We start from the raw sequence: 14,537 nt of genomic DNA, 5'->3' as shown, positions 1-14,537 counted from the left end.
AAGGCAGCCATTATAGGGGCGCGGGCGCTAAACAGAAACATCGGAGGGGATAAGACTGATGGAGTGTCGGGGATAGACATGTGCATACAACTGTGGGAGCTGGCTTGCCTGCGATGCAGGCACCTCGGTCACTCAGACAGACCGAGGTGATGCTATCGCGGGCAAGCCCGCTCCCACAGGGTTTTTGCGGTGTTAGTGGAACAGTACCGCCGTCTTCTGCAGGGTCACCCACACACCCCACGCCAACGGAATACCCACCACCAGCCAGGCGGCAATCGCCAATGGCACAGTACCTGGCGCGGCTTTCCACTCCAGGGACGTGCTGGCGTCGGCGCCTTTGTCATGCCCCAGCGCTTGCTCGGCGGCCAGTTCGGCGTCGGTCATGAAGTACTTGTCGGCCACCGGACGCACCAGCAGGTTGCAGATGAACCCCAGCACCAGCAGGCCAGCGAGGATGTACAAGGTGATGTCATAGGCCGCAGCGCGTTCAACGCCGATGCTCAACTGATACTCACGCAGATAGTTCACCAACACCGGGCCCAAGACGCCCGCCGCTGCCCAGGCGGTCAGCAGGCGACCGTGGATCGCACCGACCATCTGCGTACCGAACAGGTCGGCCAGGTAAGCCGGAACCGTGGCAAAACCACCGCCGTACATCGACAGGATGATGCAGAACGCCGCCACGAACAGCGACACGTTGCCCAGGTGACCGAGGTTCGGGATCAGCGCGTACAGGGCAAAACCCAGGGCGAAGAACACGAAGTAGGTGTTTTTACGGCCCAGGTAGTCGGAGAACGACGCCCAGAAGAATCGCCCACCGATATTGAACAGGCTCAACAGACCGGTGAAGCCCGCCGCGATCGCCGCGATGGACGCCAGTTGACCGGCATCCAGCTGGCCAAACGGCACATCCACGCCCAGCAGCTTGCCGCCGAACACTTCCTGCAGCAGGGGCGACGCCATGCCGAGGATGCCGATACCGGCAGACACGTTCAGGCACAGCACCAGCCACACCAGGCGGAATTGCGGAGTTTTCCAGGCCACGTTCACGTGCACGTGACGGTGGGTGATCATCGCGTTGCTGGCTTTTTTCGCCGGCGCGGTCCAGCCCTCAGGCTTCCAGCCGGTTGGCGGAACGCGGTAGGACAAGGCGCCGCCGATCATGAACACGAAGTAGATCGCCGCCATCACCAGGAAGCTCTGCCATACGCCCACGCTGTCCGGCGTGGCGAAGTGGCCCATCAATGCCGCTGCCAACGGGGCGCCCACCATGGCGCCGCCGCCGAAGCCCATGATTGCCATGCCGGTGGCCATGCCGCGCTTGTCCGGGAACCACTTGATCAGGGTCGACACGGGCGAGATGTAGCCCAGGCCCAGGCCGATACCGCCAATGACCCCGGAGCCGATCCACATCAGCCAGATCTGGTGGGTGTAGATGCCCAACGCCGAGATCAGCAGGCCGCCACACCAGCACAGCGCCGATACAACGCCGGCCTTGCGCGGCCCGGCATGTTCCAGCCAGCCGCCCCAGATCGCTGCCGAGCAGCCCAGGAAGATGAAGAACAGGGTGTAGATCCAGCCCAGCATGGAGATGGGCCAGTCACACTGGGACGAGAAGATTTGCGCGATAAAACTCATGTCTGGCGCGCAGGCCAGCGGCTTGGTGACGCCCAGCGCTTTCGACAACGGCAGCCAGAACACCGAGAAACCGTAGGCCATGCCGATGCACAGGTGGATGGCCAACGCGGCCGGCGGAACCAGCCAGCGGTTGAAGCCGGGCTTGGCGATGATGCGCTCCTTGGACAGGAACGCAGGCTGTGCGGCAGTTGAAGCTGCCGCAGTGCTAGTGCTCATTGGTGTTTCCCCCAGTTATTAGTATGTGTTCGTCAGGCGCTCTCTCCCTCGGCCTTGCACGCAGAGCGTTGGCCGTTGTTGTTGAGTAAAGCTCCATTTGAGCGCGACGCTATGTCGCAGAAGGCAGACGAACCGGCGAAGATTAGCACCTGTGGATGACAGAAAAACCAAACTGACATCACCTTTTTCGGGATATCTGTTTTGTTTGACGCCAAATTCCCGTTTTGCTGGGCCTGGATACAATGTAACGATGAGGGAACTGACGTACGGTTACGGGCGTTATACTCTTCGGCTAAATTTTGAAATCGACATACAAGGACTCGCCCATGAAAGCGTTCGGCAAAATCCTGGGTCTGGTACTTCTCGGGCTGTTGCTGATCATTGTGGCGCTGGGCTTTGCCCTGACCCACCTCTTCGATCCCAACGACTATAAAGACGAGATTCGCCAGATTGCCCGCGACAAGGCCCACATCGAGCTGACGCTCAATGGCGACATCGGCTGGAGCCTGTTCCCCTGGCTCGGCCTCGAATTGCACGAAGCCAGCGTGGCCACCCTGACCACCCCGACGCAACCGTTCGCCGACCTGCAAATGCTCGGCCTGTCGGTCCGCGTGCTGCCGCTGCTGCGCCGCGAAGTGCAGATGAGCGACGTGCGTGTCGAAGGCCTGAACCTGCGCCTCAACCGCGACAAGCAGGGCCACGGCAACTGGGAAGATATCGGCAAGAACGCGCCTGTCGCGTCCACCGAAACACCCGCGCCAGCCGCCACGCCGGCCGAGCCCGCTGCCGAGGCCAAGCCGGAGAAGCCGCCACAGCCGATCCGCCTGGACATCGACAGCCTGACCATCAACAACGCCCGCGTCGAATACAACGACGAGCAGACCGGCAAGCAATTCAGCGCCGAAAGCATCCAGCTGAGTTCCGGCGCGATCCACGACGGTGCGAGCATCCCCGTGAAGCTCACCGCGTTCTTCGGCAGCAACCAGCCGGTGATGCGCGTCAAGACCGAGCTCAACGGCAACCTGCGCATCCAGCGTGCGCTCAAGCGCTACCAGTTCGAAGACATGCGCCTGAGCGGCGAAGCCACCGGCGAGCCACTGCAAGGCAAGACCGTGACCTTCTCCACCCAGGGGCAGTTGTTGGTGGATCTGGCAGCGAACGTCGCCGAATGGACCAACTTGAAGCTGTCGGCCAACCAGTTGCGCGCCTTGGGCGAGTTGAAGGTCAACGACCTCGACAAGACTCCGCAACTGAGCGGCGCCCTGTCCATCGCCCAGTTTGACCTGGCCAAGTTCCTCGACAGCGTCGGCCAGCCGTTGCCGCCGATGGCCGAGGGCAGCCTGAGCAAGGTCGAGCTGGTCAGCCGCCTCAGCGGCACACCGACCCGCGTGGCCCTGGACGACCTGAACCTGAAGGTCGACGGCAGCACGTTCACCGGTCGCATTGCCGTGGATGACTTCGCCAAGCAGTCGCTGCGCGTGCAACTCAAGGGCGATAGCTTCAACGCCGACAACTACTTGCCGGCCAAGTCCGAAGCCGCCAAAGGCGCCTCCGCCGCGCGCCAGGCCGAAGTGCAGAGCAGCGAAGCCGGGGCCATGGCCGCCGGCGGCACCACGCCGCTGCCGGACGCACCCACCAAGGGCGCCTGGAGCACCGACAAGCTGCTGCCACTGACGCGCCTGCGCACCTTGGACGTGGATGCCGACCTGGCCTTCGGCCAACTGACCCTGAGCAAGCTGCCGATCCAGAACGCCGTGCTCAAGGCCACTGGCATCGACGGCCAACTCAAGCTCAACACCTTGAGCGGCGGCCTCTACAACGGCACCTTCCAGGCCAACGGCAGCCTCGACGTACGCCAGGATACCCCGCTGCTGGCGCTGCAAAGCCAGATCAGGCAAGTGCCGGTCGAACGCATCCTGCAAGCCCAGGGGCAAACGCCACCGGTGAAGGGCCAGATCACCCTCGACAGCAACCTCAGCGGCCGCGGCAACAGCCAGAAAGCCCTGATCGACAGCCTCAACGGCACCGCCAGCTTTGTGATCAACAACGGCGTGCTGCTCAACGCCAACCTTGAGCAACAGCTGTGCACCGGCATCGCCCTGCTCAACCGCAAGACCTTGAGCAGCACGCCACAGGGCAAGGACACGCCGTTCCAGGAACTGCGCGGCAACCTGACCTTCCGCAACGGCGTGGCCAGCAACCCGGACCTGAAAGTGCGCATCCCGGGCCTGACGGTCAACGGCAACGGTGACATCGACCTGCGCGTGCTGGGCATGGACTACCGCGTGGGCATCCTCGTCGAAGGCGACCAACGCGCCGTGCCAGACCCGGCCTGCCAGGTGGGCAGCAACTTCCAGGGCATCGAAGTGCCGCTGCGCTGCCGTGGCCCGCTGGAACTGGGCGCCAAGGCCTGCCGCCTGGACAAGGACGGCCTCGGCCAGGTCGCGATCAAGGCGGCGGGCAACAAGCTCAGCGACAAACTTGAAGAGAAGCTCGACAAGGTCAACCCGCAGCTCAAAGACGCGCTCAAAGGCCTGTTCAAACGATGAGAAACGAGCAGTTTTCAACGGCGGTGCTGGACTGGTACGACCGCCACGGTCGCCATGACCTGCCCTGGCAACAGGGCATCACGCCTTACCGGGTGTGGGTCTCGGAGATCATGTTGCAACAGACCCAGGTGAGCACCGTGCTCAATTACTTCGACCGTTTCATGGCCTCGCTGCCGACGGTCGAAGCCCTGGCCGCCGCACCGGAAGACGAAGTGCTGCACTTGTGGACCGGCCTGGGTTACTACACCCGCGCACGCAACCTGCAAAAGACCGCGAAGATTGTCGTGGCCGACTACGGCGGCGAGTTTCCCCGGGACGTGGAAAAACTCACCGAGCTGCCGGGCATCGGCCTGTCCACCGCTGGCGCAATCGCGAGCCTGAGCATGGGCCTGCGCGCGCCGATCCTCGATGGCAACGTCAAACGCGTGCTGGCGCGCTTTACCGCGCAAGAGGGCTACCCGGGCGAGCCCAAGGTGGCCAAGCAGCTGTGGGCCACCGCAGAGCGCTTCACGCCCCATGATCGCGTCAACGCCTACACCCAGGCGATGATGGACATGGGCGCCACCCTCTGCACCCGCAGCAAACCCAGCTGCCTGCTGTGCCCGCTGGAAAAAGGCTGCGAAGCCCACATGCTCGGCCTGGAGACGCGTTACCCGATCCCCAAGCCGCGCAAGACCATCCCGCAGAAGCGCACGCTGATGCCGATGCTGGCGAATGCCGAGGGCGCGATCCTGCTTTACCGCCGCCCATCGACAGGGCTATGGGGTGGGCTGTGGAGCTTGCCGGAGCTGGACGACCTGCAAGACCTCGAACACCTCGCCCACCAGCACGCGCTGGAACTGGGCAAGCCACAGGCACTGCCGGGGCTGATCCACACCTTCAGCCACTTCCAGCTGGCCATCGAGCCCTGGCTGGTGCAGGTCGAGGAATCCGCCCATCACGTGGCCGAGGCCGACTGGCTCTGGTATAACCTCGCCACCCCGCCGCGCCTGGGCCTTGCCGCCCCGGTCAAGAAACTGCTGAAGCGCGCGGCCGACGTTTTGAATGCAGGAGTGTCGTCATGACCCGCACCGTAATGTGCCGCAAGTACAAAGAAGAACTGCCAGGCCTGGAACGTCCTCCGTATCCGGGCGCCAAGGGCCAGGACATTTTCGAGCACGTCTCTGCCAACGCCTGGGGCGACTGGCTGAAACACCAGACCCTGCTGATCAACGAAAAACGCCTGAACATGATGAACGCCGAAGACCGCAAATACCTGGCGGGCGAAATGGACAAGTTCTTTTCCGGCGAGGATTACGCCAAGGCCGACGGCTACGTGCCGCCTGCTCAATAATTGATCAAAAACCGGGGTCGGCACGTAAGCGACGGTAATAATTAAATATTTTTTGAAAACTTGCTTGACGACCCCCTGAAAAACCCGTTTAATGCGCCCCGTTGCCCAGATAGCTCAGTCGGTAGAGCAGGGGATTGAAAATCCCCGTGTCGGCGGTTCGATTCCGTCTCTGGGCACCACTAATTAGTTTTAGGTGGTGCGAACATCATCTGAAACACACAAGAAACCCGCCTAGTGCGGGTTTTTTGTTGTCTGCGATTTTGTGCAGAAATTTCACTTATCCGAGTGGCGATTTAGAGATAGTGAATTTATCTGCAGCGGCCTCGAAGCTGATTCCACAAGGGCTACGCCACTTACTTTTTGAGATAACGCTTCGCCCAGTTAGAGAAATCCTCCAGCATCGTCACCTAAGCAAAAACACCATCAACGGATTGTCATTCAACCGCCCACTGAACACCGGCGCCTGATGCTCCAGCGGCGTCCCCGCCAGCAACGCCGTTTCCTTGCGCGCCACGATCACCCATGCAGGCCGTGGCAACGCGCCCAGCCGCTCCACCTCGCCGGCACTGACAAACAGCGGCTGCTCATCGTGGTCCAGGTTCATCATGTAACGCACCGCCCAGGTATCACGACCCAGATTGAGAAACACCAACGGCCCCGGCTGTGTGACGCGAAGTGCCTCTACCTGGCCAACAAAGGTGCGGGTGTCGAATTGCAGATCTTTGGCGCGATCGACCACGGTCACCAGCACCAACCATTGCGCGACCAAGGCGATTGCACTGAGCCACACCAGCCGATGCCAGGCGATCACTGCCGCCACCTGCAAAATCAACAACGCGCCAATCAACAGCGGCAACGAAACGTCCGGCCAGTATCCGTGCTTCTGCCATCCATGCCGACAGACAAAGACTACAACCACGCACAACGTCGGTAGCGCCGCGACAAGCCCTTCGTAGCACCTGCGCACGCCAACGAGCCAACCTTGCGCCTGGAGCAGCCCATAGGCGGCGACAGCAGCAAACAGCGGCACCATGGGCAAGATGTAATAAGCACGCTTGAAGTGCGGCACCGATAGCCCGAGCAGGATCATCAGGCCGCATGCTCCCAGCCGTACAACCAATTGCACATCGTCACTCACAAACCGCTCAGACCAGCGATGGCGCAGCGCGACCAACGTTGCCAGCGCCAGCGGCACAACCGGGAAGTAGCGGTACACACTCAACTGGAAGTAGAAATAGAACGGCTCGCCACTTTCATCGAGTCGCCCGCCGACCTGCATCTTGAACACCTCATCGGCAAAGGCATCACCGCCGCTGATCCGCGCCAGCTTCACCAGCAGCCACCAGCACGCGGCCAACAACAGCAGGCCAACCGCGCCGTGGATCAGCACCTGCCTGACCCGCTGCCCGGGGCGACTCAACGCCCAGTACACGCACACCACCCCACAGATTTCGATCAACCCCAACGGCCCACGAATGGCAAAGCCGAGAATAAACAAGGGGAACACTGCCAGTTGGCGCCACCGCGATCCCAGGCGCTCGCCGGTGTGCAGCAGGTAGAAACTGCCTACACACAACAGCGACACCATCTGATCCAGGCACACCGAGCGCGACTTATCGAGCAACTGCGCGGTGAGCAGCGTCAGCAGCACCGTCAGCAGTGCCCATTGGCGACTCGACGGGACTAGGAGGCGATAGATCAAGGCAACCACGCCTGCGGACGCCAGCGCTGTAGGCAGGATATTCGCCAGGTGGTTGGGCGCACCGAACAGCCGGGCAAAAACAAAACTGAAGAAGGTCGCGGTGCCAGGATAGTCCGCGTAAGGCTGGCCATAGGTCGTCGGGAAAAAACTCACACCGTGGCGAAACATTTCTTGCAGGAACAGCGCCCAGCGCCCGTCAAAGCCCTGGGGCTGCTGATCCCAGATGCCCAAGGTAAACAGCAATAAGGCCAGCAGGAAAATGCCCATGGACTCCAGGCGAAAACGGTTGCGGTGATCCATCGGTTGACCTGTCAGGTGAAGGGCGCCGACCTATGTTGCCGACCCTCCTGCTGAATAGCGCCTGAACAGACACACACTTACCGCCGCGCGGGCCACACCAACGCCGGGATCAGGCGGATGTAGATCAACTCACCCACCAGCTCGATCAAGGTTTGCAGGATCACCACCGTCGCCGCCAACCCGCGTACATCCTCAGGCAGCGCCAATGCCAAAGGCAGTACCACCAACGAGTTGCGCGTCGATGCGCTGAACGTCACCGCGCGCGCCGTCGCCGCAGGCAGCGCGAACAGGCGCGCGGCCAACATACCCATCAGCGGCGCCAACACCAGGAAGCCCACATACACAGGGATCACCCGGCACCAACAGGCCGATATCACGCACCACCGAGGTGATTTGCGACGCGATCACCACGAACAGCACCAACGCCATCGCCGGCACCGGCAGCCAGGCCCAGGCGTTGCTCCACGCGCTGACGACCGAGGATCGCCGTGCCAGGGAGGTGGTCAGCACCGCCAGGATCATCGGCAGCACAATCAACAGCACGAACGCCTCGACAAACGGCCCCGCCGCCACCGCCACGCCCGATTGCGCCCCCAGCATCAAACCCAGGTACACCGGCAACAGCACCAGTTGCAGCAACAACAGCACCGGCGTCGCCGCCAACATCAGCCGCGAATCGCCCTTGCCGATATGGGTAAACACCACCACGTAGTCGATGCACGGCGTGAGCAACACCAGCAACGCCCCCCACCAGCAACGCTGGGCGCTCCACCAGGCCACGGGTCAACGCCCACACCAGCAAGGGCACCAAGATGAAGTTGCCCAGCAGCAAGGCCGAGAGGAAACGCTTGTTGGCCAAGCCTTGGCGCAAGTCCAGAAACGGGATTTGCAGGAACATCGCGTACATCAGCACGGCGATGGCAGGCGTGACCAGCATGCCCAGGCCGCTGGCTGATGAGGGCACGAGCAAGCCGAAGGCCGCGGCCAGGAGGACAGCGACGAAGTAGAGGGGGATCTGATGGTGTTCGAGAGTGTCGCGGGTCATGACATCGCCCTAGCTGATCGCAAAGGCAACAAGCCTATGGATCTATTGGCGAGAGGTCGAGTGGTAAGGCTTGAGCTTGTCAGAGGGATATTCCTGACGGGTGTGTAGCACCGCCAGTACCTCGATTTGCTCCAGCACTCGATAAACCACCAGATAATTGGGATGAACAACCATTTCCCGCGTGCCGATCAAGCGACCACACTTGAATCCGTAGGGCATTGAAGACAGCCCCTCAGTGGCCGCCACAATGTTTCGGTGAAGGGTCGCAGCGGCAACGGGGTTGTACTGCTCAATATAATCAATGATATCGGTCAGGGCGGCGATAGCCTCAGGCCGCCACTTAACGAGCAGCACGGCGAGCCTTGCGCCTCTCTTCCAGCATCCTCTCGACTTCGGCCATGGCCTCATCATGCGGAATGCTCGGGCGAGGATCATCAATCGACGCCTGCACCTTGGCCCGAAACCAACGGTCGTAGCTGGCAGCCTGCTCTTCTGTTTCAAACTCTGAAACGATGGGAGAAAGTGGGATGCTCATAGAGACCTCCGAGTTAGGTGCCTGCCAGTCTAATCGGTCCATGGTCGGGTGTCGTTCCTCTCGGATGTATGGCTCTATCAGTGAGCGCCGAGATTAGTGAACCCACCAAAGGCAGGACAAGTACTGGCAAACTGGCCAACTGTTACTAAAAAAATAAAAACGATTAAAGGCAGAACCCCAATGAATTTGAATGACGCCTCTTCGCGAATGCCCGATGTGACACGCATGCCAAGTCAAAGCACCCCATTCAAAGAACCCACCGCCGACAACCACCTCCTCGGCGGCTTCACCTGGCGCCACCCGCGCACCGACCTCGAACGCCCCATCGTCATCATCAACGCCGCCACTTCCCTGCGCTGTCGCTATTACTCGCGCTTCGCCGACTACCTGTTTGCCAACGGCCTTGACGTCATCACCTACGACTACCGTGGCATCGGCGAATCCCGCAGCGGCTCGCTGCGCAGCTTCAAGGCGTCCTGGTCGGATTGGGGCACGCTGGACTTCGAGGCGATCCTGCGGCGCGCTCAACGGGAGTTTCCCGGGCAGCCAATCGACGTGGTGGGCCACAGCTTCGGCGGCTGTGCGGCAGGCCTTGGCGCCTCGGGCGCGGTGATCCGGCGCATCGTTACCGTCGGCGCACAGTTTGCCTATTGGCGCGACTACGCAACGCGTGGGCGCTGGCAGATGGTTGCCAAATGGCATGTGCTGATGCCGTTGCTAACCGCCCTCTGCGGATACTTCCCCGGCAAGCGCCTGGGCTGGCTGGAAGACACGCCCGCGGGCGTGGTGCGGGACTGGAGCACGCCGACGCCCCGCTATGAAACGAGGCCCAGCGGACGAGACCTGGGTGAGCTGCCGTTCAGCCGGGTGAAGGCGCAGCTCCTGGCCATCAGCCTCACTGATGATCCGTTCGGCACCGTGGCAGCCATCGAGCGGCTGCTCGGCTACTTCGCCAACAGCGAGCGCACCCACCTGCGGATTGCGCCCGAGGACATCGGCGAAAAACAGGTCGGGCATTTCGCCTTTTTCCGTAGCGAGTATCAGGACCGATTGTGGCCGATAGCATTGGCGTGGCTGCGAAACGGCCAATTACCGACAGATACCCTTGGGATTTGCGCCAAGCTGCGCTTCAATACCCCACTCTGAACCCTAGGACGTCACACCCATGGCCTCGCCAAACAAGCAGCAAAAACGCGCCCAACGGGCCAAGACCAAGGCCAAGCAAAACCGCACCCAGCGCGCCGTCGCGAGCAAGCCGGACGCGTTTGCCGGCGATGACAGCCGCATTGACCTTGAGTCAGTGGATTTGACCGAGCTGTTCGTCGAGATGCGCGCCGCGGGCGAGACCAGCCAGCAGGCATTGTGCGCAGCGTTCCTGTCGCACCCATTGCTGGCGCTGGTGTTGGAGCAGGAAGGCGAAGAGGAAGCTACTGACTTTATCCTGGCGGCACTGATCGAGTATCGGCAGTGGGCCACGGATAGCGATGATGAAGCGACTGCGCTGGCGTGGATCGAATCGCCAGAGTTCCAGGCGGATTACCTGGCGGCGTCCCAGGCCCTGACCAGCTCGGCAGACTGACGCAACACCCAATGTGGGAGCTGGCTTGTGTGGGAGCTGGCTTGCCTGCGATAGCATCACCTCGGTGTCACTGTAAGACCGAGGTGCCTGCATCGCGGGCAAGCCCGCTCCCACATTTTTGAACGCATTCCGTCAGTTGAGTACTGCGGCGCCTACCTTTTGCGCCTTGCGACGACTGGACACCATCAGCCCCGCCGCCACCACCAGCAAACTCAACACACCCGTCGCAATAATCTCGACCCGATGGGCTTCCTGGAACAGCATGATGGTCAACGTACCGACGATAAACACCATCACCGCGTAGGTCAGGCCCGGGAACAGCCACATCTTGAAGACAATCTTCTCACCCGCCGCCGTACGCTTCTGGCGCATGCGCAGTTGCGACACCGCGATCACCAGGTACACCAGCAGCGCAATTGCGCCGGAGCTGGCCAGCAGGAATTCCAACACGGCAGCCGGAGCCACGTAGTTGGCGAACACTGCGAGGAACGCCGCGCCGGTGGACAGCATCACCGCCCAATAAGGCGTGCCGCTCTTGTTGGTGCGCTTGGCCACAGCCGGTGCGTCACCGCGACGACCCAGGGAGAACAGCATGCGCGACGCGGTGTACAACGCCGAGTTCAGGCAGCTGGTCACGGCAACCAACACCACGATATCAACGATCATCTTGGCGTTCGGGATGCCCATGCGTTCCAGCACGGTCTGGTAGGAACCTACGGCCGCGAGGGTCGGATCGTTCCATGGCACCAGGGACACCACGATGAAGATCGACAACAGGTAGAACAAACCAATCCGCCAGATCACCGAGTTGGTGGCCTTGGTGATTTGCTGGCCAGGGTTCTTCGATTCGGCGGCAGCGATGGTGACGATCTCGGTGCCCATGAACGAGAACATGGTGGTGAGGATCGCGGCCAATACCGCGCCCATGCCGTTGGGCATGAAGCCTTGGGTGTCGAACAGGTGCGAAACGCCGCTGACCTGGCTGGTCGGCAGGAAGCCGAAGATCGCGGCCAGGCCGAGGATCACAAAGCCCACGATGGCCACGACCTTGATCAGCGCAAACCAGAACTCGAACTCGCCGTAGTTCTTCACGCTGAACAAGTTGGTCGCGGTCAGCAGCAAGGTGATGACCAGCGTGAACGCCCAGATGGCGATATCCGGGAACCAGGCGTGCAGGATGGTCGCGGCGGCGTTGGCTTCCAGCGGGATCACCAGGACCCAGAACCACCAGTACAACCAGCCGATGGTGAAACCGGCCCAGTGACCGATGGCGCGGTCGGCGTACGTCGAGAACGAACCGGTGTCCGGTGACGCCACGGCCATTTCGGCCAGCATGCGCATCACCAATACCACCAGCGTACCGGCGGCGGCGTAGGCCAGCAGCACCGCAGGGCCGGCGGCAGCAATCGCGTGGCCGGAGCCAACAAACAAACCGGCACCAATGACGCCGGCAATCGACAGCATGGTGACGTGACGCGGTTTGAGCCCCTGTTCGAGGTCATTGGAGCTTTGCGTACTACTCATTGACACACCTTTGCGAGGAATTGCGAAAACGGTCCGCCCGGCCTGTGCTCTTTCTCGTGAAAAGAAACCAACAGGGCGTTCTTTATTTTTTACGCAAGATTTGCGCCAAAATGTTACAAGCCCGCAATTGACGCGGGCTGTAGGACAATCCAGCAGCCATCGCAACCCATTGAGAACAATGAAATTCCGCTATAGCGTTACCGTGCGACTCACTTTTAAACGAAAGCACGCACCAAAAACACACACAAAAAGTACGTGACGCGCCATAACGGGGCTGATATGCACCGTTTGCCCGATTGACCCTTCCAACCCCCGGCCAAAGCTGGCACCATCGCGCCCTTTTTTACGCGAAGCCTGCCGGTTTACAGGTTCAAACGGCTGTTCGGTTGTAGATGGCGCGACACGCTGCTGTGCCGATGCGACACCCTGCCGCAGACCACCTGTTAACCGTCCGCAGCGCTGTTGGCTGTCATTCAAACGCTATGCTAGCTTGGCGCCTCGCCAGGAAGGCGGCCCAACAGCAAGCACGCAACGAACACAATGAGGACCGCACATGGCCGAGGCCACGCCCGCGCTTGAAATCCGCAACTTGCATAAACGCTATGGTGAGCTGGAGGTACTCAAAGGTATCTCGCTGACCGCTCGCGACGGCGATGTGATCTCGATCCTGGGTTCCTCCGGTTCCGGCAAGTCCACATTCCTGCGCTGCATCAACCTGCTGGAAAACCCGCACCAGGGCCAGATCCTGGTCGCCGGCGAAGAGCTCAAGCTCAAGGCTGCGAAAAACGGCGAGCTGATGGCCGCCGACGGCAAGCAGATCAACCGCCTGCGCAGCGAAATCGGTTTTGTGTTTCAAAACTTTAACCTGTGGCCGCACATGAGCATCCTCGACAACATCATCGAGGCCCCGCGCCGTGTGCTCGGCCAGAGCAAGGCCGAAGCCATCGAAGTGGCCGAAGCCCTGCTGGCCAAGGTCGGCATCAGCGACAAACGCCACGCCTACCCCGCGCAATTGTCCGGTGGCCAGCAACAACGGGCCGCCATCGCGCGCACCCTGGCGATGCAGCCTAAAGTCATCCTGTTCGACGAGCCCACATCGGCCCTTGACCCGGAAATGGTTCAGGAAGTACTTAATGTGATCCGCGCACTGGCCGAAGAAGGCCGCACCATGCTGCTGGTCACCCATGAAATGGGCTTCGCCCGTCAGGTGTCCAGTGAAGTGGTGTTCCTGCACCAGGGCCTGGTCGAAGAGCAAGGATCGCCACAGCAGGTATTTGAAAACCCGCTTTCGGCGCGCTGCAAACAATTCATGTCCAGCAACCGCTAACGGAGCAACATGCATGCAGAACTATAAAAAATTCCTTCTGGCTGCGGCCGTCTCGATGGCGTTCAGCGCCACGGCCATGGCAGAAACCTTGAAGATGGGGATCGAAGCGGCTTACCCGCCCTTCAACAATAAAGATGCCAGCGGCAACGTCGTGGGCTTCGACAAGGACATCGGCGACGCCCTGTGCGCCAAGATGAAAGTCGAGAAGTGCGAAGTGTACGTGTCCGACTGGGACGGCATCATCCCGGCCCTGAACGCCAAGAAGTTCGACTTCCTGGTGTCCTCGCTGTCCATCACCGATGAACGCAAGCAGGCCGTCGACTTCACCGACCCGTACTACTCCAACAAGCTGCAGTTCATCGCGCCGAAAGCCACCAAGGACTTCAAGACCGACGCCGGTTACCTGAAGGGCAAGATCATCGGCGCCCAACGCGCGACCTTGGCCGGTACCTACCTGGAAGACGAGCTGCCGGACACCACCGCCAAGCTCTACGACACCCAGGAAAACGCCTACCTCGACCTGATCTCCGGCCGCCTCGACGGCATGCTCGCCGACAAGTACGTGCAGTACGAATGGCTCAAGAGCAAAGACGGTTCCGCCTACGAGTTCAAGGGCGACCCGGTTGTAGAAAGCGACAAGATCGGCATCGCCGTCCGCAAGGGCGATCCGCTGCGCGAGCGCCTAAACAAAGCCTTGGCAGAGATCAAGGCAGACGGCACCTACAAGAAGATCAACGACAAGTACTTCCCTTTCAGCATCGAATGATCTGAACGGTATGCCCGACGCGC

The 14,537-nt window shown here is 61.2% G+C and carries 12 protein-coding genes, 1 tRNA gene and 1 pseudogene; 8 read left to right on the top strand and 6 right to left on the bottom strand.

Annotated features, from left to right (window positions below; all coding sequences use genetic code 11):
* Positions 1-192 precede the first annotated feature (192 nt).
* The gene (locus PSH87_RS01625) at positions 193-1,854 is read right to left on the bottom strand and encodes an OFA family MFS transporter (protein ID WP_017738353.1); all 1,662 of its coding nucleotides are present in this window, start codon (positions 1,852-1,854) and stop codon (positions 193-195) included.
* A gap of 326 nt (positions 1,855-2,180) precedes the next feature.
* Between PSH87_RS01625 and PSH87_RS01620 the strand changes: the two genes are divergently transcribed.
* From PSH87_RS01620 to PSH87_RS01605, 4 genes are all read left to right on the top strand, one after another.
* Positions 2,181-4,403: an AsmA family protein gene (locus tag PSH87_RS01620; RefSeq protein WP_305432233.1), complete on the top strand. Its 2,223-nt coding sequence runs from the start codon at positions 2,181-2,183 to the stop codon at positions 4,401-4,403.
* The gene (mutY, locus tag PSH87_RS01615; protein ID WP_017738351.1) at positions 4,400-5,467 is read left to right on the top strand and encodes an A/G-specific adenine glycosylase; all 1,068 of its coding nucleotides are present in this window, start codon (positions 4,400-4,402) and stop codon (positions 5,465-5,467) included. The genes PSH87_RS01620 and mutY overlap by 4 nt, the downstream gene beginning before the upstream one ends.
* On the top strand, positions 5,464-5,736 hold the full coding sequence (locus PSH87_RS01610; RefSeq protein ID WP_017738350.1) for an oxidative damage protection protein: 273 nt from the start codon (positions 5,464-5,466) through the stop codon (positions 5,734-5,736). The genes mutY and PSH87_RS01610 overlap by 4 nt, the downstream gene beginning before the upstream one ends.
* A 103-nt stretch (positions 5,737-5,839) precedes the next feature.
* Positions 5,840-5,915: transfer RNA gene (locus PSH87_RS01605), tRNA-Phe, on the top strand.
* A gap of 224 nt (positions 5,916-6,139) precedes the next feature.
* On the opposite strand, the gene PSH87_RS01600 is transcribed toward PSH87_RS01605, so the two are convergent.
* The 4 genes and pseudogenes from PSH87_RS01600 to PSH87_RS01585 form a co-directional block, all read right to left on the bottom strand.
* Positions 6,140-7,738 carry a hypothetical protein gene (locus PSH87_RS01600; RefSeq protein WP_305432231.1) on the bottom strand — a complete coding sequence of 533 codons (1,599 nt, stop codon included), beginning with the start codon at positions 7,736-7,738 and terminating at the stop codon, positions 6,140-6,142.
* Positions 7,739-7,815: 77 nt separating this feature from the next.
* Positions 7,816-8,783, bottom strand: a pseudogene (locus PSH87_RS01595) (arsenic resistance protein).
* Positions 8,784-8,825: 42 nt separating this feature from the next.
* On the bottom strand, positions 8,826-9,134 hold the full coding sequence (locus tag PSH87_RS01590) for a type II toxin-antitoxin system RelE/ParE family toxin (RefSeq protein ID WP_256204495.1): 309 nt from the start codon (positions 9,132-9,134) through the stop codon (positions 8,826-8,828).
* Positions 9,124-9,318, bottom strand: a complete 195-nt coding sequence (locus tag PSH87_RS01585; protein ID WP_078731168.1) for a stability determinant — start codon at positions 9,316-9,318, stop codon at positions 9,124-9,126. Before PSH87_RS01585 ends, PSH87_RS01590 begins: the two co-directional genes overlap by 11 nt.
* A gap of 225 nt (positions 9,319-9,543) precedes the next feature.
* Between PSH87_RS01585 and PSH87_RS01580 the strand changes: the two genes are divergently transcribed.
* Together PSH87_RS01580 and PSH87_RS01575 are read left to right on the top strand one after the other, a co-directional pair.
* Positions 9,544-10,464: an alpha/beta fold hydrolase gene (locus tag PSH87_RS01580; protein WP_370695289.1), complete on the top strand. Its 921-nt coding sequence runs from the start codon at positions 9,544-9,546 to the stop codon at positions 10,462-10,464.
* A gap of 19 nt (positions 10,465-10,483) precedes the next feature.
* The gene (locus tag PSH87_RS01575; RefSeq protein ID WP_305432229.1) at positions 10,484-10,897 is read left to right on the top strand and encodes a hypothetical protein; all 414 of its coding nucleotides are present in this window, start codon (positions 10,484-10,486) and stop codon (positions 10,895-10,897) included.
* A gap of 132 nt (positions 10,898-11,029) precedes the next feature.
* Here the strand turns inward: PSH87_RS01575 and gabP are convergent, their stop codons facing one another.
* Positions 11,030-12,421, bottom strand: a complete 1,392-nt coding sequence (gene gabP / locus PSH87_RS01570) for a GABA permease (protein ID WP_305432228.1) — start codon at positions 12,419-12,421, stop codon at positions 11,030-11,032.
* Between the two features lie 553 nt (positions 12,422-12,974).
* On the opposite strand from gabP, the gene PSH87_RS01565 reads away from it, so the two are divergent.
* Both PSH87_RS01565 and PSH87_RS01560 read left to right on the top strand, forming a co-directional pair.
* Entirely contained in the window at positions 12,975-13,748 is a 774-nt protein-coding gene (locus tag PSH87_RS01565; RefSeq protein WP_017738342.1) for an ABC transporter ATP-binding protein, read from the top strand.
* A gap of 13 nt (positions 13,749-13,761) precedes the next feature.
* A complete protein-coding gene (locus PSH87_RS01560) occupies positions 13,762-14,514 on the top strand; it encodes an ABC transporter substrate-binding protein (protein ID WP_305432226.1) in 753 nt (250 codons plus the stop codon).
* The last annotated feature ends 23 nt before the right edge of the window (positions 14,515-14,537 follow it).

The sequence above is a fragment of the Pseudomonas sp. FP453 genome (assembly GCF_030687495.1).
Taxonomy (GTDB): Bacteria; Pseudomonadota; Gammaproteobacteria; order Pseudomonadales; family Pseudomonadaceae; genus Aquipseudomonas.
The sequence above is the reverse complement of the archived record's forward strand: the minus strand, read 5'-3'. Positions and strand labels throughout refer to the sequence as shown.

Coding starts and splice junctions, on each gene's coding strand:
- PSH87_RS01625 (WP_017738353.1), bottom strand. CDS start 1,854: ATGAGCACTAGCACTGCGGCAGCTTCAACTGCCGCACAGCCTGCGTTC.
- PSH87_RS01580 (WP_370695289.1), top strand. CDS start 9,544: ATGCCAAGTCAAAGCACCCCATTCAAAGAACCCACCGCCGACAACCAC.
- PSH87_RS01585 (WP_078731168.1), bottom strand. CDS start 9,318: ATGAGCATCCCACTTTCTCCCATCGTTTCAGAGTTTGAAACAGAAGAG.
- PSH87_RS01610 (WP_017738350.1), top strand. CDS start 5,464: ATGACCCGCACCGTAATGTGCCGCAAGTACAAAGAAGAACTGCCAGGC.
- PSH87_RS01565 (WP_017738342.1), top strand. CDS start 12,975: ATGGCCGAGGCCACGCCCGCGCTTGAAATCCGCAACTTGCATAAACGC.
- PSH87_RS01600 (WP_305432231.1), bottom strand. CDS start 7,738: ATGGATCACCGCAACCGTTTTCGCCTGGAGTCCATGGGCATTTTCCTG.
- PSH87_RS01575 (WP_305432229.1), top strand. CDS start 10,484: ATGGCCTCGCCAAACAAGCAGCAAAAACGCGCCCAACGGGCCAAGACC.
- mutY (WP_017738351.1), top strand. CDS start 4,400: ATGAGAAACGAGCAGTTTTCAACGGCGGTGCTGGACTGGTACGACCGC.
- PSH87_RS01620 (WP_305432233.1), top strand. CDS start 2,181: ATGAAAGCGTTCGGCAAAATCCTGGGTCTGGTACTTCTCGGGCTGTTG.
- gabP (WP_305432228.1), bottom strand. CDS start 12,421: ATGAGTAGTACGCAAAGCTCCAATGACCTCGAACAGGGGCTCAAACCG.
- PSH87_RS01560 (WP_305432226.1), top strand. CDS start 13,762: ATGCAGAACTATAAAAAATTCCTTCTGGCTGCGGCCGTCTCGATGGCG.